At 71.1% G+C, this 20,539-nt stretch carries 14 protein-coding genes and 1 pseudogene; 11 read left to right on the top strand and 4 right to left on the bottom strand.

Features of this window, described 5'->3' with window-relative positions:
* Positions 1–26 precede the first annotated feature (26 nt).
* The gene (locus ACZ4SA_RS26540) at positions 27–935 is read right to left on the bottom strand and encodes a hypothetical protein (protein WP_468279158.1); all 909 of its coding nucleotides are present in this window, start codon (positions 933–935) and stop codon (positions 27–29) included.
* 238 nt (positions 936–1,173) lie between these two features.
* Here ACZ4SA_RS26540 and ACZ4SA_RS26545 point away from each other — a divergent pair, with 238 nt between their 5' ends.
* The 6 genes from ACZ4SA_RS26545 (at position 1,174) to ACZ4SA_RS26570 (ending at position 9,847) form a co-directional block, all read left to right on the top strand.
* Complete coding sequence (locus tag ACZ4SA_RS26545; protein ID WP_468279161.1) at positions 1,174–3,384, top strand: MMPL family transporter; 2,211 nt, start codon at positions 1,174–1,176, stop codon at positions 3,382–3,384.
* A 107-nt stretch (positions 3,385–3,491) separates the two neighbouring features.
* Positions 3,492–4,058, top strand: coding sequence for a GNAT family N-acetyltransferase (locus ACZ4SA_RS26550; protein WP_468279164.1), 567 nt, complete (start codon positions 3,492–3,494; stop codon positions 4,056–4,058).
* A gap of 110 nt (positions 4,059–4,168) precedes the next feature.
* The gene (locus ACZ4SA_RS26555; RefSeq protein ID WP_468279167.1) at positions 4,169–4,936 is read left to right on the top strand and encodes a GNAT family N-acetyltransferase; all 768 of its coding nucleotides are present in this window, start codon (positions 4,169–4,171) and stop codon (positions 4,934–4,936) included.
* A gap of 99 nt (positions 4,937–5,035) precedes the next feature.
* Entirely contained in the window at positions 5,036–6,340 is a 1,305-nt protein-coding gene (locus ACZ4SA_RS26560; RefSeq protein ID WP_468279170.1) for an MFS transporter, read from the top strand.
* A gap of 135 nt (positions 6,341–6,475) precedes the next feature.
* On the top strand, positions 6,476–6,652 hold the full coding sequence (locus tag ACZ4SA_RS26565) for a hypothetical protein (RefSeq protein WP_468279173.1): 177 nt from the start codon (positions 6,476–6,478) through the stop codon (positions 6,650–6,652).
* Positions 6,653–6,706: 54 nt separating this feature from the next.
* The gene (locus tag ACZ4SA_RS26570; protein ID WP_468279176.1) at positions 6,707–9,847 is read left to right on the top strand and encodes a helix-turn-helix transcriptional regulator; all 3,141 of its coding nucleotides are present in this window, start codon (positions 6,707–6,709) and stop codon (positions 9,845–9,847) included.
* Positions 9,848–9,870: 23 nt separating this feature from the next.
* Here ACZ4SA_RS26570 and ACZ4SA_RS26575 read toward each other — a convergent pair.
* The 3 genes and pseudogenes from ACZ4SA_RS26575 to ACZ4SA_RS26585 all read right to left on the bottom strand — a co-directional run.
* Positions 9,871–10,027, bottom strand: a pseudogene (locus ACZ4SA_RS26575) (DUF6191 domain-containing protein); the annotation flags it as partial.
* Between the two features lie 53 nt (positions 10,028–10,080).
* Positions 10,081–11,247, bottom strand: a complete 1,167-nt coding sequence (locus tag ACZ4SA_RS26580) for a PQQ-dependent sugar dehydrogenase (RefSeq protein WP_468279180.1) — start codon at positions 11,245–11,247, stop codon at positions 10,081–10,083.
* Between the two features lie 267 nt (positions 11,248–11,514).
* Positions 11,515–12,513 carry an aldo/keto reductase gene (locus ACZ4SA_RS26585; RefSeq protein ID WP_468279183.1) on the bottom strand — a complete coding sequence of 333 codons (999 nt, stop codon included), beginning with the start codon at positions 12,511–12,513 and terminating at the stop codon, positions 11,515–11,517.
* Between the two features lie 76 nt (positions 12,514–12,589).
* Between ACZ4SA_RS26585 and ACZ4SA_RS26590 the strand changes: the two genes are divergently transcribed.
* From ACZ4SA_RS26590 to ilvC, 5 genes are all read left to right on the top strand, one after another.
* A complete protein-coding gene (locus ACZ4SA_RS26590) occupies positions 12,590–13,540 on the top strand; it encodes a 2-hydroxyacid dehydrogenase (protein WP_468279186.1) in 951 nt (316 codons plus the stop codon).
* A gap of 328 nt (positions 13,541–13,868) precedes the next feature.
* On the top strand, positions 13,869–16,679 hold the full coding sequence (locus tag ACZ4SA_RS26595; protein ID WP_468279189.1) for a putative bifunctional diguanylate cyclase/phosphodiesterase: 2,811 nt from the start codon (positions 13,869–13,871) through the stop codon (positions 16,677–16,679).
* A gap of 221 nt (positions 16,680–16,900) precedes the next feature.
* Positions 16,901–18,754, top strand: a complete 1,854-nt coding sequence (locus ACZ4SA_RS26600; RefSeq protein WP_468279192.1) for an acetolactate synthase large subunit — start codon at positions 16,901–16,903, stop codon at positions 18,752–18,754.
* Between the two features lie 35 nt (positions 18,755–18,789).
* Positions 18,790–19,314 (top strand): acetolactate synthase small subunit, encoded by a 525-nt coding sequence (gene ilvN, locus ACZ4SA_RS26605; RefSeq protein ID WP_356633937.1) that lies wholly within the window; start codon positions 18,790–18,792, stop codon positions 19,312–19,314.
* Between the two features lie 107 nt (positions 19,315–19,421).
* On the top strand, positions 19,422–20,423 hold the full coding sequence (ilvC, locus tag ACZ4SA_RS26610; protein ID WP_403856308.1) for a ketol-acid reductoisomerase: 1,002 nt from the start codon (positions 19,422–19,424) through the stop codon (positions 20,421–20,423).
* The last annotated feature ends 116 nt before the right edge of the window (positions 20,424–20,539 follow it).

Raw genomic sequence — 20,539 nt, forward strand, 5'->3', positions numbered from 1 at the left:
GCCGCGGTGCGGGTCGGTCTTCCGGATCAGTGCCGGATGCCCAGGCCCGGTAGCCACAACTCGCCGCGGTCCTTGCAGCTCACGTCCCGTGCGCGCAGCTCCTCCGGTGCCCGGGTGCCCCGGGCGCGCAGCTCGGTGACGACCAGGGCGGCCAGGGCCGTGGCACATGCGGGCTCGGGGTGGGTGAAGTCCGTCTGCCACCAGCCGCGGTCCCTGCTCTGCCAGCCGCGGGCGAGCATCACACGGGCCCGGTCCTCGCTGTCCTCGCAGTCGCGGTCGTCGATCGAGGCGTGCAGACCGTCCTCGAGGCTGTAGGAGACGAGCAGTTGACGGCCGCGGTCGGCGGCACTGGTCAGGCAGAAGCTCGCCCAGTCGGAGCCGACCTGCACCGGCAGCTGCTCCACCCACGCCGCGAGCAGCAGCTCCAGCCCGTACTGGAACTGCGCGAGGTCGGCGGCGAGCCGGCCGTTCGGACGGGAGGTCGGACGCTCCCCGGGTCCGCTGCGGTCCAACTGCCATATGTATGGCAGGGCGGCGACGTCGTGAGGCTCGCCACCGGACCACGCGCCGCCCCACTCGAAGGCGCGGTGCTCCTCGCTCTCCAACGTCGCCGTGTCATGGACGGACAGCCTCACCTGCTGCCGGTCCCCGGAGAGCAGCACGACCCGGCGGCCGTCGCGCCAGCGAACGCTGGGAGCTTCGGAGGCGCCGCCGTAGAGCGTGGGCTCACCGATCCGGGCGACGATCGTGTTGTACACCGTCTGGAGGGCGGCGCGCCGCTCGGCGGACCACGCTCCGGGGCCGTGGACGAGCACCGGGACGGGGGAGCGGCCGAGGTGCGGACCGGGGGCGTCATGGAGCATGCGGGCGAACTCCGCGGCGTCCGCGGGTGTCAGGGCCGTCTGGTGGATCCCCCTGTTTTCCATGTCGGCCATGGTGCCAGCCGGCACCGACAATTCCCCGGGACTTGTGGACCAAGGCCGATTCCCGTCGCCAGAACGGCCGCCCGACATCTCCGGCTGAGCCGCATGCATGCGTCCCGCCCGTGTGACTAACGCCACGGATGGTGCAAAAGATCGAAATTGACTGTCAGAGTATCTCTTTGTACAGGTCATGAGTTCTTTGCGGGCTGTTCCCGAACAAAGATCAACGAACCACAGGGGAGCCGGTCCGTTGGCAGCAATCGCCCGGTGGTGTGTCGCGCACCGCCTCGCCGTCGTCCTGCTCTGGCTGCTCACCCTCGGCGGTGCGGCGGCCGCGGCGGTCTCGGCGGGGGCCGCGTACTCCGACGACTACGAGGTTCCGGGCACCGAGTCCGGCCGTGCCACCGTCCTGCTCGACGAAGGCTTCCACGGGCGGGGCGGTGACAGCGACACCATCGTCTGGCACACCGACACCGGCAGCGTTCGCGCGCCCGACATCGAGACCCGCATGTCCCTGATGCTCGACGACGTCGCGGAACTCGACGGCATCGCCTCCGTCGCGAGCCCCTACGGCAGTGCGAGTGCCGCCCAGATCAGCCCGGACTCCCGCACCGCCTTCGCCGTGGTCCTCTTCGACGACCCGGTAGCGGATATCGCCGAGTCACAGGCCAGGGCTCTCGTCGACACCGCCAAGGCGGCCGAGGGCGACGGCGTCGACGTGGAACTCGGCGGCAGCGCCGTGGCGCTCACCGAGGCGCCGGAGGGCCATGCCGCGGAGATCGTCGGTGTCGCGGTGGCGGCCGTCGTCCTCTTCCTCGCCTTCGGCTCCTTCGCCGCCGGTGTGCTGCCCATAGCCACCGCCCTCGTGTCCGTGGGCATCGCCTACGCGGGCATAGTGCTGCTCGGCCATGTGATGACCGTCGCCGACTTCGCACCCATGCTTGGCCTGTTGATCGGTCTGGGCGTCGGTATCGACTACGCGCTGTTCATCGTCACCAGACACCGCAAGGGCCTCAAACGCGGCCTGCCGGTGGCGGAAGCGGCCCGCGAAGCCGTGGCCACGACGGGCCGCGCCGTCGTCTTCGCCGGCGCCACCGTCTGTATCGCCCTCCTCGGCATGCTGATACTGCGGCTCGGCTTCCTGAACGGCGTCGCGGTCGCCGCTTCCCTCACCGTCGTCCTCACCGTCGCCGCGTCCGTGACGCTGCTGCCCGCCCTGCTGTCGTTCATCGGCATGCGGGCCCTGAGCCGCACGGAGCGACGCCGGTTGGCGGCGCACGGGCCGCAGCCCGAGCCGCCGACCGGCTTCGCCGCAGGCTGGTCCGCCTTCGTCGAGCGCCACCCGAAGCTGCTGGGCGCGCTCGCCTCGGCCGTCATGGTCGTGCTCGCGCTGCCGACGCTCTCGCTCCACCTCGGCACCTCCGACCAGGGCAACGGGCCCGCCTCCGCCACCACCCGCCAGGCGTACGACCTGCTCGCGGACGGCTTCGGCCCTGGTGTCAACGGCCCACTGACGCTCGTCGCCGAACTGGACGGCCCCGACGACCAGGTGGCCATGGCCCGGCTCCGCGAGGACCTCCAGGCCACGGACGGTGTCTCCTCGGTGGGCCCGATCGCGTTCAACGGCAGCGGTGACACCGCCCTGCTCACCGTCGTGCCCGAGTCGGCGCCGCAGTCGAAGGCGACGAGCGAGCTGGTCGACCACCTGCGTTCGGACATCCTGCCGGCCGCCGCGGACGGCACCTCGCTGCGGGTGCACGTCGGCGGGATCACTGCGAGCTACGACGACTTCGCCGACGTCATCGTCGGAAAGCTGCCGCTCTTCGTCGGCGTCGTGATCGCCCTCGGCTGCCTGCTGCTGCTCCTCGCCTTCCGGTCCATCGGCATTCCGCTGAAGGCGGCCGTGATGAACGTGGCCGCCGTCGCCTCCGCCTTCGGCGTCGTCGTCGCGATCTTCCAGTGGGGCTGGGGAAGCGAACTGCTGGCCCTCGGCAGCGCCGGACCGATCGAGCCTTTCCTTCCCGTCATCATGGTGTCCGTGCTCTTCGGGCTCTCCATGGACTACCAGGTCTTCCTGGTCAGCCGGATGTACGAGGAGTGGCTGGAGACCGGCGACAACCGGCGTGCGGTACGGGTCGGTCTGGCCGAGACCAGCCGGGTGATCAACTCCGCCGCCGTCATCATGATCTCCGTGTTCCTCGCGTTCGTGCTCAGCGGCGACCGGGTCATCGCCATGTTCGGCATCGGGCTCGCCGCGGCCGTGGCGTTGGACGCGTTCGTACTGCGCACCCTGCTGGTGCCCGCCCTCATGCACATGCTCGGCGGCGCGAACTGGTGGCTGCCCGGGTGGTTGGACCGGGCGCTGCCGCGGATCAGCATCGAAAAGCCGGAATGCCGCGACGCCGAGCATGCGAAGATCCCGGAGCAGCGCCCCGTCGGGGACGGCGAACGCGTGCCGTGATCCGCGCGGCGCGCCCTGACCGTGCGCGTACCGTGACCGTGCGGCGCGCCAGACCGTGCGTGTGGCCGTGTGATCCGCGCCCGCGCGACGACCCATGGAGGATCTCTGTGTTCGCGACAAGCCTCGGTGACGACGGAGCGGAACTTCGTCCGCTGGAACCCTGGCAGGCCGACGAGTTCTTCGCCCACATCGAGCGTGGACGCGACTTCATCGGCCGGCACATCGGGCTGCCGGACCGCGCCAAGGATGTCGCCTCGGCCGCGGAGTTCCTTCAGTCGTACGCGGACAAGGCGGCCGCCGACGCCGGACGCATCTACGGCATCTGGCTGGACGGCACCCTCGTGGGCGGCGTCCTGTTCCGCACCATGGATCCGGCCGGCGGCACCTGCGAAGCCGGCTGCTGGCTGGAGCCCTCGGCCGTCGGCCGGGGCCTGGTGACCCGCGCGGTGACCGTGATCATCGACTGGGCACTGAGGGAGCGCGGACTGCACCGCGTGGAGTGGCAGGTCTCCTCCGCGAACGAGCCGAGCATCAACGTCGCCAGGCGACTGGGCATGACCCACGAGGGCACCCGCCGCGAGGACTTCCTGTATCAGGGGGTGTGGCAGAGCACCCAGGTCTGGTCCGTGCTGGCATCGGAGTGGCACAGGCACCAGGCGCCGTCCGGCTCATAGCCCCACGAGCCGACGCGCACACGGGCCGACGAGCCGAGGGGCGCCCGGGCCGAGGCCCGTCCCGCGGAAAACCGATGGCCGTCCGGTCCAGCCGGTGCTGCAATGCCCCGATGGACCACCGCGATCAGGACGCCGCTCTCGCACTCTTCGACCGACGGCTCCGCCGCGACGCCTCTCCCGGCGAACGGGCGGGTGACGTGGTGCGGCAGACGGGCGCCGACGGAGGCTGGAGCGGCGTCGTCTGGTCCTCACTCGGCCCGGACGCCGCGGACGCGGTGATCGCCGAGCAGGTGCGGTACTTCACCGCCCTCGACCGCCCTTTCGAATGGAAGCTGTACAGCTACGACACGCCGCACGACCTCGGCGCGCGGCTGCTCGCCGCCGGGTTCACGCCCGAGCCGGACGAGACGGTGATGGTCGGCGAGGTGGCCGCCCTCTCCACCGGCGTCGAACTGCCCGACGGGGTAAGGCTGGAGAGGGTGACCGACGAGGCAGGCATCGACCTTGTCGCACAGGTCCACGAGCAGGCGTTCGGCACGGGCAGCGCCCGGCTGGGCGAGCAGTTGACGGCCCAGCTGGCCAGTACCCCCGACACACTCGACATCACCCTCGCGATGGCGGGCGACCTGCCCGTCTCCTCGGCACGTATGGAGCTGTACCCGGGCACGGAGTTCGCCGGTCTCTGGGGCGGCGGCACCCTCGCCGCGTGGCGGGGCCGAGGCATCTACCGTGCTCTGGTGGCGCATCGGGCCCGTATTGCCGCGGGCAAGGGCGTCCGCTATCTGCAGGTCGACGCGTCGGAGGACAGCAGGCCCATCCTGGAACGGCTCGGTTTCGTCCGTCTGTGCACCACGACGCCGTACGTCTACGAGCCCTGAGCCGCCGCGAGCGGCCCCCCATGTCCTACCACCAGCCCACGGTTTCGCCTCCGCGCGAAACATTGACTCCGCGCCCGGGCGGCTGCGGACACTCCGTCCATGCGCACCTACCAACAGCTCTTCCGGACACCGGAGTTCGTTCCGCTGCTTGCGGCCTCCGCCGCGCACGTGGCGGCGCTGACGGTGAGCGGACTCGCCCTCGGCACAATGGTCTACGGCGCGACCCGGTCGCCGCTGCTCGCCGCCCTCAGCATGTTCGGCCCGCTACTGGCGCAGATGATCGGCGCGAGTGTCCTGCTGTCGGCGGCTGACCGGCTGCCGCCGCGCGCCGCGACCGTGGGGCTGGCGCTCTCCTTCGCCGTCGGTACCGCCGTGCTGGCCCTGCCCGGGCTGCCTGTGTGGGCGATCTTCGTGATCCTGGCGGTGCAGGGCATGATCGGCTCGGTCGGCGGCGGAGTCCGCTACGGCCTCCTCACCGAGATCCTGCCCCCGGAGGGATACCTGCTCGGCCGTTCGGTGCTAAACATGTGCGCGGGCAGCCTGCAGATCTGCGCTTACGCGATCGGCGGCGTACTCGTCAACGTCCTGACGCCGCGCGGTGCCCTGCTCGCCGGCGCCGCCCTGTACGCCGTCGCCGCAGCCGTCGCCCGTGTCGGCCTGGCGAGACGCCCGCCGCGTGCGAAGGGCCGTCCGTCCGTGGGCGAGACCTGGCGGACCAACGCCCGCCTGTGGGCGGCGAAACCGCGCCGGCGCGTCTACCTCGCCCTGTGGGTGCCAGGCGGTCTCGTCGTCGGCTGCGAGTCCCTCTTCGTGTCCTACGCTCCGCGCCACGCGGGTCTGCTGTTCGCCTTCGCGGCTGTGGGCATGCTGGCGGGGGACACCCTGACCGGCCGGTTCGTGCCCAGACGTTGGCGCGAACGGTTCGGTGCACCACCGCTGCTGCTGTTGTTGGCCGCCCCGTACCTGATCTTCGTACTGCACCCCGCCCTGCCGGTGGCGCTCGCGGCCGTGACCGTGGGATCGATCGGCTTCTCCGCGAGTCTGCTGCTCCAGGAACGCCTGATGTCTCTGACACCCGGCGAGCTGAGCGGTCATGCCTTCGGGCTGCACTCCTCGGGAATGCTCACGATGCAGGGCGTCGCAGCGGCGGTCGCCGGCGGCGTCGCGCAGTTCACCTCGTCCGCGACCGCCATGACCGTGATGGCCGCCGCCTCGGCCGCGGTCACCCTCGCCCTGACGCCCGGCCTCAGACGCCCGACACCGTGGCCCGCACCTGAACCGGCGGGAACCGGGCCCGGCCAAGCACCGGGCACCCCGGCCCCCGCAGGACCGGGCACCCCGGCCCCCGCAGGACCGGGCACCCCGGGTCCCGGTACCGAGCACCCGGGCTCCGCCAGGGACTAAGCACCCCCCGCCCGGACGTCTAAGGCCCCCCGGCCCCCGAAGATCCGGCAGTCGCCCGATGCGGCCGTCCGCCCTGAGGCGGGAGTGTGGAGACATCCACGGGGCCGCAGAGCCCCGACGACAAGGAGGAACGAGATGTTCGACTACGAGATCCAGCAGCTGCGCCGTGCCGACCTGCTCCGCGAGGCCGAGGCGGAGCGCCGCGTCCCGCGGAAACCGCGCGCTCGTCGCACCGCGCGTTCATCCGGCAGGAACGAAGGTGGGGGGCGGGTGAGTTCACCGGACAGCAGCCGGTTCACCAGGGCCGCATGACCCGCACCATGCCCCGACCGAATAATGATCAAGCCAGCCCCGGACGGTTGTGCGATGCTCCCCGGTGTGGAAACCAGGTCCGTCAGCCCGGTGTTCGTCGGCCGCGCCGGTGAGCTGACCCTTCTCACCGACGCGCTCGACCGCGCCGCCGGCGGCGGCTCGCCCGGCGCCGGAGGCGGCCCGGGCGAGCCGCAGGCCCTGCTCGTCTCCGGCGAGGCGGGCGTCGGCAAGACCCGGCTCGTCGAGGAGCTGCTGGGCGAGGCGTGCCGCCGGGGCGCGGTCGTCGCCGTCGGCGGGTGCGTCGAGATCGGCGCGGACGAGCTGCCGTTCGCGGCCTTCTCGACCGCACTGCGCACCCTGCACCGGCGGCTCCCCGGGGAGTTCGCCGCAGCCGCCGAAGACCAGGAGCAGGAACTGGCGCGGCTCCTGCCCGAACTGGGGCCGGCGGGCGGCGAGCACGGCAGGCACGACGAGGACGGCATGGCCCGCCTCTTCGAACTCACCGCGCGACTGCTGGAGCGTCTCGCCGCCGGACGCACCGTCGTCCTGGTGCTGGAGGACCTGCACTGGGCCGGAGCCTCCACCCGGCATCTGCTCGCCTACCTGTTCCGCACGCTGCGCCGCGGCCGGCTCGTCCTGATCGCCACCTACCGCTCCGACGACGTCCACCGCCGCCACCCGCTGCGCCCCTTCCTTGCCGAACTCGACCGGATGCGCACCGTCCAGCGGATCGAGCTACCGCGCTTCAACCGCGCGGAGGTGCAACGCCAGATGGCCGGAATCCTGGCCGCGGAGCCCGACCCGGCGCTGGTGGACCAGGTCTTCGAGCGGTCCGACGGCAACGCCTTCTTCGTCGAGGAGCTCGCCGCCGGCCTCAGCGGCGGCAACTGCCCGGGTCTGCCCGACTCGCTGCGCGACATCCTGCTCGTACGCATCGAGGCCCTTTCCGAGGACGCGCAGCGCGTGGCACGGGTTGTCGCGGAGGGCGGCTCGACCGTCGAGCACGGACTGCTGCACGCCGTCGCCGGACTCTCGGAGGACGACCTCATCGCGGCGCTGCGCACCGCCGTCGGCGCGAACATCCTGCTGGCCGCACCGGACGGCGACGGCTACCGTTTTCGTCACTCGCTGGCCCGCGAGGCCGTGAGTGACGACCTGCTGCCCGGGGAACGCTCGCGACTCAACCGCCTTTACGCCGAGGCCCTGGAGACCCAGCCCGAACTGGTGCGTGAGGAGGAGCGGGCGACGCGCCTCGCCACCTACTGGTACCGCGCCAACGACGCCGCCAAGGCGCTCCCCGCGGTGCTGAGAGCCTCGGTCGGCGCTCGGCGTCGCCATGCCTACGCCGAGCAACTGCGGCTGCTCGAGAGGGCGATGGAACTCTGGGACAGCGCCCCCGCCGAGGTGCGCGCCGCGCTGCGGCCCCTCGACCACGCCGAGGTATACCCCGCGTGCGGCTGCGATCCGGCCACCACACCGCTGCGTTTCCTCGACCTGATGGCGGAAGCCGTCGTCGCCGGCCGGCTCTGCGGCGACAGAGAGCGCGCCCTGAAGACGGCCAAACGCGGTCAGCGGATGGCCGAGGCGGAGAACGACCTGCTGCGTGCCGCCTGGTTCTCGGTCCAGCGCTCCCGGCTGATCTCGGCCCTGGGCCGCGGCGACGGCTGGGCGGAGATCAGCGCCGCCCAGGAGTTCGTGCACGGTCTGCCGCCGTCCGCGGTCCATGCGGAGGTGCTTGCGGAGGCAGCCGTGTGGGGGATGCGCTACGACCCGGGGCCCGGCAGCCTCGCCACGGCTGAACAGGCGGTGCAGTACGCGCGGATGGTCGGGGAGGAGGACATCGAGCTGCGTGCCCGTCTCACTCTCGGCGGCCTCATGGTCGACGCGGGGGACATCGACGCGGGGCTCGCGGAGATGTACGCCGTCAGGGACCGTGTCGTCGCACTCGGGCTGCCCGCGCACATCGGCAGCGCTCATGTGAATCTGCCGTCCGTACTGGAGAGCCTCGGCCGCTCCAAGGAGGCATTGCCCATCCTCGCCCAGGGGATCAAGAAGTCGCGGAAGTACGGCCTCCTGGACAGCGAGGCGTGGGTCAGGGTCAACCTTGCCGAGTCCTGTCTGTCCCTCGGCCGATGGGACGAGATGCGGGAGTCCGCCACGATCGCCCTGAACATCGCGCTCGGCCCCAAACCCCGGGGGTACGCGGGTGTCTGGCTCGCGGCACTCGCCGTGCACCGCGGAGACACGTCGACGGCCGCCACCCTGCTGGAGGCCGCGAAGGAACACTTCGGCCCCGTCACCCGCGTACCCCAGACCGCGCTGCCCGCGGCGACGGTCGCACTGCAGATCGCCGCGGCGCAAGGGCGGCTGTTCGACGCGAGGGCGGAGGCTGAGCGCGCCATGGGCTCCGGATTCCCGCCCGGCACCCACCACCTCGCCTGGCCCCTGCTTCTCGCCGCCGCGCGCCTCGAGACCGACACCCGGGGGCTGCCCGCGGCGGAGCCGGGCCGTGCGGCGGCGGTCGAACGCATCCGCAGGGCGGCGAAATGCCTGGTGACCTCGGTGCCCGTGTGGCGTGCTCATGAACTGTGGGTACGTGCGGAGCTGCGGTGCGCCGACGACGGGGACGCGGTCACCGACTGGGCGGAAGCGGGAGCGGCGTTCGAGGCGCTGGACCGCCCCTACGACCTGGCAAGAGTGCGGCTGCGGTGGGCGGAGTCACTGCTGCGCCTGGCCGGGGCCGGCACGGGTGACCCGGACCGCGCGCACGCGGGCCGGCTGCTGCGTCAGGTCCGGACCGTCGCCGAGCAACTCGGCGCGCGCCCCTTGGGCGAGGACGTCGCGCTGCTGGCCCGGCGCGCCCGCGTCTCCCTCACAGACGGCGCAGGCACCGGCGGCAGCGAGGGAACCGGCGGCCCGGACCGCGCGGACGACGCGGCCGGCGCCGTGACCGGGGCGGCGACCGCCGCTCCGGCGCTCGGCCTCACCCGCCGTGAGCAGGACGTGCTGCGACTGGTCGCGGCCGGCCACACCAACCGCCGGATAGCCGAGGAGCTGTACATCTCACCCAAGACGGCGAGCGTCCACGTCTCCAACATTCTCGCCAAGCTCGGAGTCTCCGGCCGCGGCGAGGCCGCCGCCGTCGCCCACCGGCTCCGTCTCTTCGCCGACCCGGCCGACGGCGGGGCCGTCTGACGGGCCTGCTGACGGCCCGGCGGCCGATGCCCTGACCGTCACCTTGCCCGAGGCGAGGTCTATCGGTCCGCGGCCCGGGTCGCCGTCGGCGACGTCGACCCGGGTCAGGGCGAGACGGTTGCGCTCGTCATCGGTGTGTTTGCGGCCGGGCGCGAAGACTTCCTCGAAGGCGCTGAACACGGATCGACCACCTCTCAGGGCCTCTCGTACGGATCAAGGCCGGCTGAGAGGCCCTATCGCACTTCCAGCCGGAGGATCTTGTCGTCGCCCGGCCCGGGGGTGCCCCGGGTGTCCGTCTCGCTGGTGACGAGCCAGAGCTTGTCCCCGCCCGCCGAAACGACCGTACGCAGGCGGCCGTACTTCTCTTCGAGGAACGGCCGGGGGTCCGCGGAAGGTTCCGCTCCGGCCAGCGGGATGCGCCACAGGCGCTCGCCGCGCAGCCCTGCCATCCAGATCGATCCCTGGGCGTAGGCGATGCCGCTCGGGGATGCGTCCGCCGTCTTCCACTGGGCGACCGGGTCGACGAACCCGGCCCTGCCGGCCTTGCCCTCGACCTCCGGCCAGCCGTAGTTCTTCCCGGGCTCGACGAGATTGAGCTCGTCCCAGGTGTCCTGCCCGAACTCGGCCGCCCACAGGCGCTTCTCGGAGTCCCAGGCGAGCCCCTGCACGTTGCGGTGGCCGTAGGAGTAGACGACGGAGTCGGCGTCCGGATTGCCGTGGACGGGCCGTCCGTCCGGTGTCATACGGAGGATCTTGCCGCCCAGGGACTCCTTGTCCTGGGCGAGGCCCGTCTCACCGGTCTCGCCCGTGCCCGCGTACAGCATCTTGTCGGGGCCGAACGCGATCCGTCCGCCGTTGTGGATGACTCCCTTGGGAATGCCCCGGAGCACGGTGTCCGGAGCCCCCAGCTGCTGCCCGGCCGGCTTCTGCTCGTCGTACAGCAGACGGGCGATGCGGTTGTCGGAGGCGGTGGTGAAGTAGACGTAGACCATCTTGTCGGAGGCGAAGGAGGGGGAGACGGCGAGGCCCATCAGGCCGCCTTCGCCGCCCGGAGCGACCCCCGGCACGGAGCCGATCTCGGTCTTCTTGCCGCTCTCGGCGTCGACCCGGCTGATCGTCCCCTCGTCCCGCGAGGCGACGAGCAGGTCACCGCCCGGCAGCGCCGCCACGCCCCAGGGCGACTTCAGATCCTCGGTCAGGGTGGACACGACCTTCACGGACCCCTTCGCGGGCGGACCCGTGGGGCTCGGCGCGGCACTCGACGCCGGGGTCGAAGGGGCGGCCGACCCCTTGGAGGAGTCCGAGGTCGCAGTGGCCGGGTTCGTCTTGTCGCCCGACGAGCACCCGGCCGCGAACAGGAGGGCGACGGCGGCCACGACGGCTGCTGCAGGACGGTGCACGGTTCTGATCCCTTCGACGGCGGCTGGAGCTGCCTTCCTGCCCTTCTTACACCGCAGCCGCCGTCGAGGTTCCCGATCTTGCCGAGAAGTCGCAGCCAAGTCCGCGGCCCCGGACAAGTCCGCGGCCCGGGCCAGCCCACGGCCCCGGACAAGCCCGCGGCGCGGGCAAGGCCGAAGGCCTGGACCGTGCCGGGCCCGCCCGATCCGAACGACAGGCCCACGGCGGCCCCGCCACCGTCCGGGCCGGTGCCGGGGTGGTCCGTGGCCTCAATCCCACGAGCCCCGCGCAGTCGGCAGCGCCGCGATCTCCGCCACATCGTGCGGCGTCAGCCGGAGCGCCGTGGCGCCCGCGTTCTCCACCGCCCACTCGGGACGCTTCGTCCCCGGCACGGGCACCACATGCCGGCCTGCGCCCAGCACCCAGGCCAGGGCCACCCGCGCCGGAGTCGTCCCCGGGCCGTGCCGCTGCGCGATCCTGCGCAGCCCCGCCACCACCGGCTGGTTGGCCGCCATCATCTCCGCCGTGAACCGTGGGTGGCGCGCCCGCACGTCGTCCGGTTCGAACCCCTGCCCCGGCGTGAGCGTCCCGCTCAGGAACCCGTTCCCCAACGGTATCGCGGCCAGGAACCCCACCCCGCGTGCCTCGCACCACGGGAGCAGCCGCTCCAGCGCCTCCGGAGACCACACCGACAACTCCGCCTGTACGGCGCTCACCGGGAACACCTGCTGCACCCGCTGCAGTTGGCGGATCGTTCCTTCGTACAGGTCGCCCGCCGAGCGGCGCGGCGCCCGCGCACCTACCGCGCACATTCCGAGCGCCCGCACCTTGCCGGCGCCCACCAGCTCCGCCATGGCGCCCCAGGTCTCCTCGACCGGAACCTCGGGGTCGGCGCGGTGCAGCTGGTACAGGTCGATCACGTCTGTCTGCAGCCGGCGCAGCGAGGCGTCGCAGGCCCGCTTCACGTACCCGGGGCGGCCGTTGGCGACGATGTGCTGGTCGCCGACCAGCAGACCCACCTTCGTCGAAACGAAGGCGTCGGCCCGTCGCTCCTTGAGCACCCGCCCCAGCAGCAGCTCGTTGGTGAACGGCCCGTACATGTCGGCCGTGTCCAGCAGGCTGACACCGGAGTCGAGAGCGCTGTGGACGGTCCGAAGCGACCGCTCCCCGCGCTGCTGGGAGCCGGTGTACGCCCAGCTCATCGGCATGCAGCCGAGGCCCACCGCGCCCACTTCGAGGCCCGCCGCACCGATTGACCTGCGCTCCAACTCCCCGTACCTCTCCCTCGGCCGCTCCACAAAGCTAACCAATGCGCCGCGCCGGCCTTCGCATAGCCTCCTGACCATGACTGCTGACGTGTGGCTTCCCGTTCCCGCCGACGAGATCGAAGGGCTTCCCGCGCCTTCCGCGACGGGCCTGAATTACCGCTTCTGGGACGGCGGACCCGAGTTCCCGGCCGACCCCGCCGACTGCGTCTTCTACGCGGTCCCTTACATGAAGGGCATGGAGGTCGCCATACGGCCGCTCGCCGCGATGAAGTCCGTACGGGTCGTGCAGGCCCTCTCCGCAGGAATCGACCATGTGGAACCAGGGCTTTCGTCCCTGCCCGCCGGTGTACGGCTGTGCAATGCCAGGGGTGTCCACGAGGCCTCCACCGCCGAACTCACGCTGGCCCTGACCCTGGCCTCCCTGCGCGGCATCCCCGGTTTCGTACGCGGCCAGGACGCCGAGGTGTGGCGTGCCGGTTTCTATCCGGCCCTCGCCGACAAGTCGGTGCTCATCGTCGGCTACGGCTCCATCGGCGCCGCCATCGAGGACCGGCTCGTACCCTTCGAGTGCGCGCGGGTGGCGCGCGTCGCGCGCTCCGCCCGGACAACGGAGCGCGGCGAAGTGCGCGCACTCACCGACCTTCCGGTCCTGCTCCCCGACGCGGACGTGGTGATCGTGTCCACGCCGCTCACCGAGCAGACGAAAGGCCTGGTGGGAGCCGGGTTCCTGGGCCGGATGAAAGACGGCGCGCTTTTGGTCAACGTCTCCCGGGGTCCGGTCGTCGACACAAAGGCCCTGCTCGCGGAGGTGGAGAGCGGACGGATCACCGCCGCGCTCGACGTCACGGACCCCGAGCCGCTCCCCGCCGGTCATCCGCTCTGGCACGCGCCCGGAGTCCTGATCAGTCCCCATGTCGGCGGCTCCACCTCGGCGTTCATGCCGCGCGCGAAGCGGCTGCTGGCCGCTCAGGTCAGCCGGTTCGTGGCCGGGGAGGCCCTGCGCAACGTCGTCGTGACGACCGGATAACGCGCTTGGGGTTCCGGTTGCGAATACGCTCCGAAGTCACTCGAATGCATGGCGTGCCTTGATCGTCGCAGTCCGTCACGGAGAGTAGAGGGACTATGTCCCTGAGTGACGATATTGGTGTATCGTCCCGACCTGGGGGCTGCACCGTGCGAGGGGTGGTGCTGTGGCGCGAACTGATTGTCGATCAGGCGTGAGGGGGGCGACGGGCGATGCAGGGCCGATGGACCCACGATCCGATGCGGCGGGGCAGCCGTCCGCGACCTCTGCGCGCTCCGCTGCGCAGGCAGCTTCCGCCGCCCGGGCAGGCGGCGCACCCCTGGAGCGCGCGATGAGCGCGCCGGGAGCGTTGATGCTCCAGGACGCCGGGCCGCGCGGCGGCTCGGCGCTCGTTCACCAGCTCGCCCTGGCGGGCGTGTGCGCCGGGTACGGGGTGGGGGCCGCCTTCGGCTGGGGCTCACCCGAACTGGCCGTGATCATGGGCGATTTCGGCCTCAGCGTCGCCGCCGTGATCGCCGCCGTCTCGTGCCTCCTCTACGCCCGCACGGCGAAATGCCATTTCCGGCCCGCCTGGCTGCTGTTCGCAATCTCCTCCGGCATGGCGGCCGCGGGGAACGCCGTCTGGGGCTGGTACGAGGCGGTACTCGGCCGCGAGGTGCCGAGCCCGTCCGTGGCCGACGTGTTCTTCCTGTGCTTCGCCCCGCCCGCCATCGTCGGACTCCTGGTCCTCGCCAAGCGGCCCGTGTCCAAGGCCGGCTGGGTCTGCCTCGGGCTCGACGCCTGGCTGATCGGCGGCTCGCTGCTCACTCTCTCCTGGAGCCTGGCACTCGCCCACACCGCCCAGGCCCAGGGCGAGAGCGTCGCACCGGCCGCGCTTGCTCTCGCATATCCGCTGCTGGACATCGTGCTGGTCAGCATGATCCTCGCGCTGCACTTCCGGCGCTCGTCCGCCAACCGGTCCGCGGTCAACACGGCCATCGCGGGCCTCGCGCTGACCGTGTTGTGCGACGCCCTTTTCACCTCACCGCTGCTGCGCGAGAGCTACCGCTCCGGTCAGCTGCTCGACGCCGGCTGGTTCGCGGGCTCGCTGCTGCTCGCATACGCCCCCTGGGGAGCGCGCAGGATGTCAGACACCGTCCGGCCGCCCAGGGGTCCGAGGCACCAGGGCCGCCCCGTCACGAGCTCGCTCTCCGCGCTCACGCCGTACCTCGCCGCCGCCGTCTGCACGCTGGGCATCCTCTACAACGTCATCGAGGGCCGCCGGGTCGACCGGGTCGTCGTCCTCACCGGGTGCACCGTCGTCCTCGCCCTCGTCGTACGGCAGGGCATCATGCTCCTGGACAACATCGCCCTCACCCACGAACTGGCGCAGAAGGAGAACCACTTCCGTTCGCTGGTCCAGGGGTCGAGCGACGTCATCATGATCGCCGCGCCCTCAGGGGTGCTGCGCTACGTCTCACCCGCCGCCGCCGGGGTCTACGGCCGCGACGCGGAGGAACTGGTCGGCTCCGAGCTGGCCTCGCTCATCCACCCGGAGGACCTCGGCCGCGTCGTGCACGAGCTGCGCCGCTTCCTCGCGGCCTCTCCCTCGGAGGAGTCCACGACCCGCATGGAGTGCCGGTTCCGGTCGGGCTCGGGGGAGTGGCTCAATGTGGAGTCGACCGTCAGCCGCCATCACGGCGGCCTGATCTTCAACAGCCGGGACGTCACCGAGCGGGTGCGGCTCCAGGCTCAGCTGCAGCACAACGCGGAGCACGACCCGCTCACCGACCTGCCCAACAGGGCCCTGTTCACCAAGCGGGTCAGAGGGGCGCTCACCGGCCGCAGATCGGGTGACGAGGGCACGGCGGTGCTCTTCATCGACCTGGACGGCTTCAAGGGCGTCAACGACCGGCTCGGCCATCAGGCGGGCGACGAGCTGCTCATCCAGGCGGCGCGGCGACTGGCCGAATCCGTACGGGCCGGGGACACGGCGGCCCGGCTCGGCGGCGACGAGTTCGCGGCGCTCATCGTCGGCGACGGCTCCCGCGACCGGTCCGCCCGCGAGTCCCAGGTCCACGAGATCGCCGACCGGCTGCGGCTGATGCTCTCCCAGCCGTACCGCGTCGACGGCGCCGAGGTGCGGGTCGCCGCCTCCATCGGTGTCGCCTTCGCCGAGCCCGCGATAAGCCCCACTGACCTCATGCGCAACGCCGACCTCGCCATGTACCGGGCCAAGGCCGCCGGCAAGGACCGCGTCGAGCTGTACGTGCCCCAGATGCAGGCCGAGGTCGTCCGCCGCACGGAACTGGACGCCCGGCTGCGCAGCGCGCTCCACGAGGGCGAGTTCGCGCTGTTGCACCAGCCGGTCGTGAGCCTCACCACCGGCCGGATCGCGGCGGTCTCCGCGCAGGCCCGCTGGCGCTCCGCCCAGGGCATCCTGTTCACGCCGGCCGAGTTCCTGCGGGTCTCCGACGAGGGCGACCGGACCGCCGAGCTCGGCCGCTGGCTGCTCGAGGAGGCCGTCGGGCAGGCGGCGGAGCGCGGCGGACCCGGGCGCAGGACGCCGGTCTCCGTGCGTCTGTCGGCCCGTCTCCTGCTGGACAGATCGCTCCCGCTCGGCTCCATCGAGGCCCTGCTCACGCGCCACGGGCTGCCGTCGGGCGCACTGGTCATCGAGCTCGCGGACAGCGACCCCCGGATCTCCTTCGACGAGCTGGAGCAGCGGTTGACCGCCCTGCGCAGGTTGGGCGTACGCATCGCCCTGGACGGCTTCGGCAGCGGATACGCGGCGATCAACGCGCTGCGCCGGCTCCCGGTGGACGTACTGAAACTGGACAGAGGACTGGTGGAGGGCGTCGTCGAGTCGGCGAGACTGCACAAGATCACCAGCGGGCTGCTGCGGATCGCGGGCGATCTCGGCATGCAGTCGGTGGCGGACGGCGTGGACGTCCCGGAGCAGGTGATGGCGCTGCGCGCCATGGGCTGCACACACGGCCAGGGCATGGCCTTCTCCGGACCGCTGGACGAGTACAGGCTGCGCCGTGCCCTGGTCAGGGACGAGTATCCGGTGCCCGACGGCATGGCCGTGCCGGTGCTGACGGGCGGCGTTCCCTCTGCCCGGAATGGCTCAAATAATGAGACGCGCGTCCCACCCGCTTGACAGTGATGCCGCGCCGGGGGGAGGGTCAGTGCCATGCGCACCCGAATTCTCGTACTTGGCCAGCGCGTCGGCTGAGCAGAGCCGCACTGACAGCTCTGCAGACACCTCCCGACGCGCTCCCCTCGCCTGCCTCACGGCACGAGGGGTTTTTTGTTGCACCGGCACGTATTGAACGCGTACCAAACCCTCTCAAAACCCTCAGCTTCGAGAAGAGAACGCCGATGACCGAGCAGGCCTCCGGGGCCCACCATCCGCAGCCGCGGGCCCGTAGCGGCGGACAGCCGTCCGCCACCGTCGAACACGTCACGGGCGCGCAGTCCCTCATTCGCTCTCTCGAGGAAGTGGGGGCCGACACGGTGTTCGGCATTCCGGGCGGCGCGATCCTCCCGGCGTACGACCCGATGATGGACTCCTCGAAGGTTCGCCACGTCCTGGTCCGTCACGAGCAGGGCGCGGGGCACGCGGCCACCGGATACGCCCAGGCCACCGGCAAGGTCGGGGTGTGCATGGCCACCTCCGGTCCCGGCGCCACCAACCTGGTCACGCCGATCGCCGACGCGCACATGGACTCGGTGCCCATGGTCGCGATCACCGGCCAGGTCTCCTCCAAGGCGATCGGTACGGACGCCTTCCAAGAGGCGGACATCTGCGGCATCACGATGCCGATCACCAAGCACAACTTCCTCGTCACCAAGGCCGAGGACATCCCGCGCACCATCGCGGAGGCCTTCCACATCGCCTCCACCGGGCGCCCGGGCCCCGTCCTCGTCGACATCGCCAAGGACGCCCTCCAGGCGAAGACCACCTTCAGCTGGCCGCCGCAGACCGACCTGCCCGGCTACCGCCCGGTGACGAAGCCGCACGCCAAGCAGATCCGCGAGGCCGCCAAGCTGATCACCGGCGCCAAGCGCCCGGTCCTGTACGTCGGAGGAGGAGTCCTCAAGGCCGGTGCCACCGCCGAGCTGAAGGTTCTCGCCGAGCTCACCGGAGCCCCCGTCACCACCACCCTGATGGCGCTGGGCGCGTTCCCCGACAGCCACCCGCTGCACGTGGGAATGCCGGGCATGCACGGTGCGGTCACCGCCGTCACCGCGCTGCAGAAGGCCGACCTGATCGTCGCCCTCGGAGCCCGTTTCGACGACCGTGTGACCGGCAAGCTGGACAGCTTCGCGCCGTACGCCAAGGTCGTCCACGCCGACATCGACCCGGCGGAGATCGGCAAGAACCGCACCGCCGACGTGCCGATCGTCGGTGACGCCCGCGAGGTCATCGCCGACCTGGTCCAGGCCGTCCAGACCGAGCACAACGACGGTCACACCGGCGACTACAGCGCCTGGTGGAAGGACCTCAACCGCTGGCGCGAGACCTACCCGCTGGGCTACGAGCAGCCGGACGACGGCAGCCTCGCTCCGCAGCAGGTCATCCAGCGCATCGGTGAACTTGCCCCGGAGGGCACGATCTTCGCGGCGGGCGTCGGCCAGCACCAGATGTGGGCCGCCCACTTCATCGACTACGAGCAGCCCGCCACCTGGCTGAACTCGGGCGGCGCAGGGACGATGGGCTACGCGGTCCCGGCCGCGATGGGCGCCAAGGCCGGAGCGCCGGACCGCACGGTCTGGGCGATCGACGGCGACGGCTGCTTCCAGATGACCAACCAGGAACTGGTCACCTGCGCGCTCAACAACATCCCGATCAAGGTCGCGATCATCAACAACGGCGCGCTCGGAATGGTCCGCCAGTGGCAGACCCTCTTCTACAACCAGCGCTACTCCAACACGGTGCTGCACTCCGGCCCGGAGGCCACCGGCCTGGAGAAGAGCGCCGGCACCCGCGTCCCGGACTTCGTCAAGCTGTCCGAGGCCATGGGCTGCCACGCGATCCGCTGCGAGTCCCCGGACGACCTCGACAGGGCCATCGCCGAGGCCAACGCCATCAACGACCGCCCGGTCGTCATCGACTTCATCGTCCACGAGGACGCGCAGGTGTGGCCGATGGTCGCCGCCGGCACCTCCAACGACGAGGTCATGGCAGCGCGCGGCGTCCGCCCCGACTTCGGCGACAACGAAGACGACTGAGAGCCGGAAGAGCTGTAGGAAGAGGAACGACGAACATGTCCAAGCACACGCTCTCCGTCCTGGTGGAGAACACCCCCGGCATCCTGGCCAGGATCGCCGCCCTGTTCTCCCGCCGCGGCTTCAACATCGACTCGCTCGCCGTCGGCGTCACCGAGCACCCCGACATCTCCCGCATCACCATCGTGGTCAATGTCGAGGACCTGCCGCTCGAGCAGGTGACCAAGCAGCTGAACAAGCTCATCAACGTTCTGAAGATCGTCGAACTCGAGCCCGGCGGCGCGATCCAGCGCGAACTCGTGCTGGTGAAGGTCCGCGCCGACAACGAGACCCGCTCCCAGATCGTCGAGATCGTCCAGCTGTTCCGTGCCAAGACCGTCGACGTGTCGCCCGAGGCCGTCACCATCGAGGCCACCGGTTCGAGTGACAAGCTCGAGGCGATGCTGAAGATGCTGGAGCAGTTCGGCATCAAGGAGCTCGTCCAGTCCGGCACGATCGCCATAGGGCGCGGCGCCCGCTCCATCACGGACCGGTCGCTGCGCGCCCTGGACCGCAGCGCGTAACACCCTTCTCGCCTGGCGAGACCCCGAGACCTTCCCATCCCATCCCGCCGTACGGTGGGACGCAAACAGCGTCATTCCAACGACGTGCACCTCAAGGAGATATCCCAGTGGCCGAGCTGTTCTACGACGACGATGCCGACCTGTCCATCATCCAGAACCGCAAGGTCGCGGTCATCGGCTACGGCAGCCAGGGCCACGCCCACGCGCTGTCGCTGCGTGACTCGGGTGTCGACGTCCGCGTCGGTCTGCACGAGGGCTCCAAGTCCAAGGCCAAGGCCGAGGAGCAGGGTCTGCGCGTGGTGACCCCGGCCGAGGCCGCCGCCGAGGCCGACGTCATCATGATCCTGGTCCCGGACCCGATCCAGGCGCAGGTCTACGAGGAGTCCATCAAGGACAACCTGAAGGACGGCGACGCCCTGTTCTTCGGCCACGGCCTCAACATCCGATTCGGTTTCATCAAGCCGCCGGCCGGTGTCGACGTCGCCATGGTCGCCCCCAAGGGCCCGGGCCACCTGGTCCGCCGCCAGTACGAGGAGGGCCGCGGCGTTCCCTGCATCGCCGCCGTCGAGCAGGACGCCACCGGCAAGGCCTTCGATCTGGCGCTGTCGTACGCCAAGGGCATCGGCGGCACCCGCGCGGGCGTCATCAAGACGACCTTCAAGGAAGAGACCGAGACCGACCTGTTCGGCGAGCAGGCCGTGCTCTGCGGTGGCACAGCGGCGCTGGTCAAGGCGGGCTTCGAAACCCTGACCGAGGCCGGCTACCAGCCGGAGATCGCCTACTTCGAGTGCCTCCACGAGCTGAAGCTGATCGTGGACCTCATGTACGAGGGCGGCCTGGAGAAGATGCGCTGGTCGGTCTCCGAGACCGCCGAGTGGGGCGACTACGTCACCGGCCCGCGCATCATCACGGACCAGACCAAGGCCGAGATGAAGAAGGTCCTCGCCGAGATCCAGGACGGCACGTTCGCCAAGAACTGGATGGACGAGTACCACGGCGGTCTGAAGAAGTACAACGAGTACAAGACCCAGGACTCCGAGCACCTGCTGGAGACCACCGGCAAGGAGCTGCGCAAGCTCATGAGCTGGGTCGACAACGACGAGGCGTGATCCTGGTGGGGGGGGGGGGGGGGGTTTTCTCCCCCCCCCCCCCCCCCCCCCCCCCCCCCCCCCCCCCCCCCCCCCCCACCAAAAAAACCCCCCCCCCCCCCCCCCCTCCCCCCCCA

The sequence above is a fragment of the Streptomyces sp. NPDC027962 genome, from assembly GCF_055566095.1.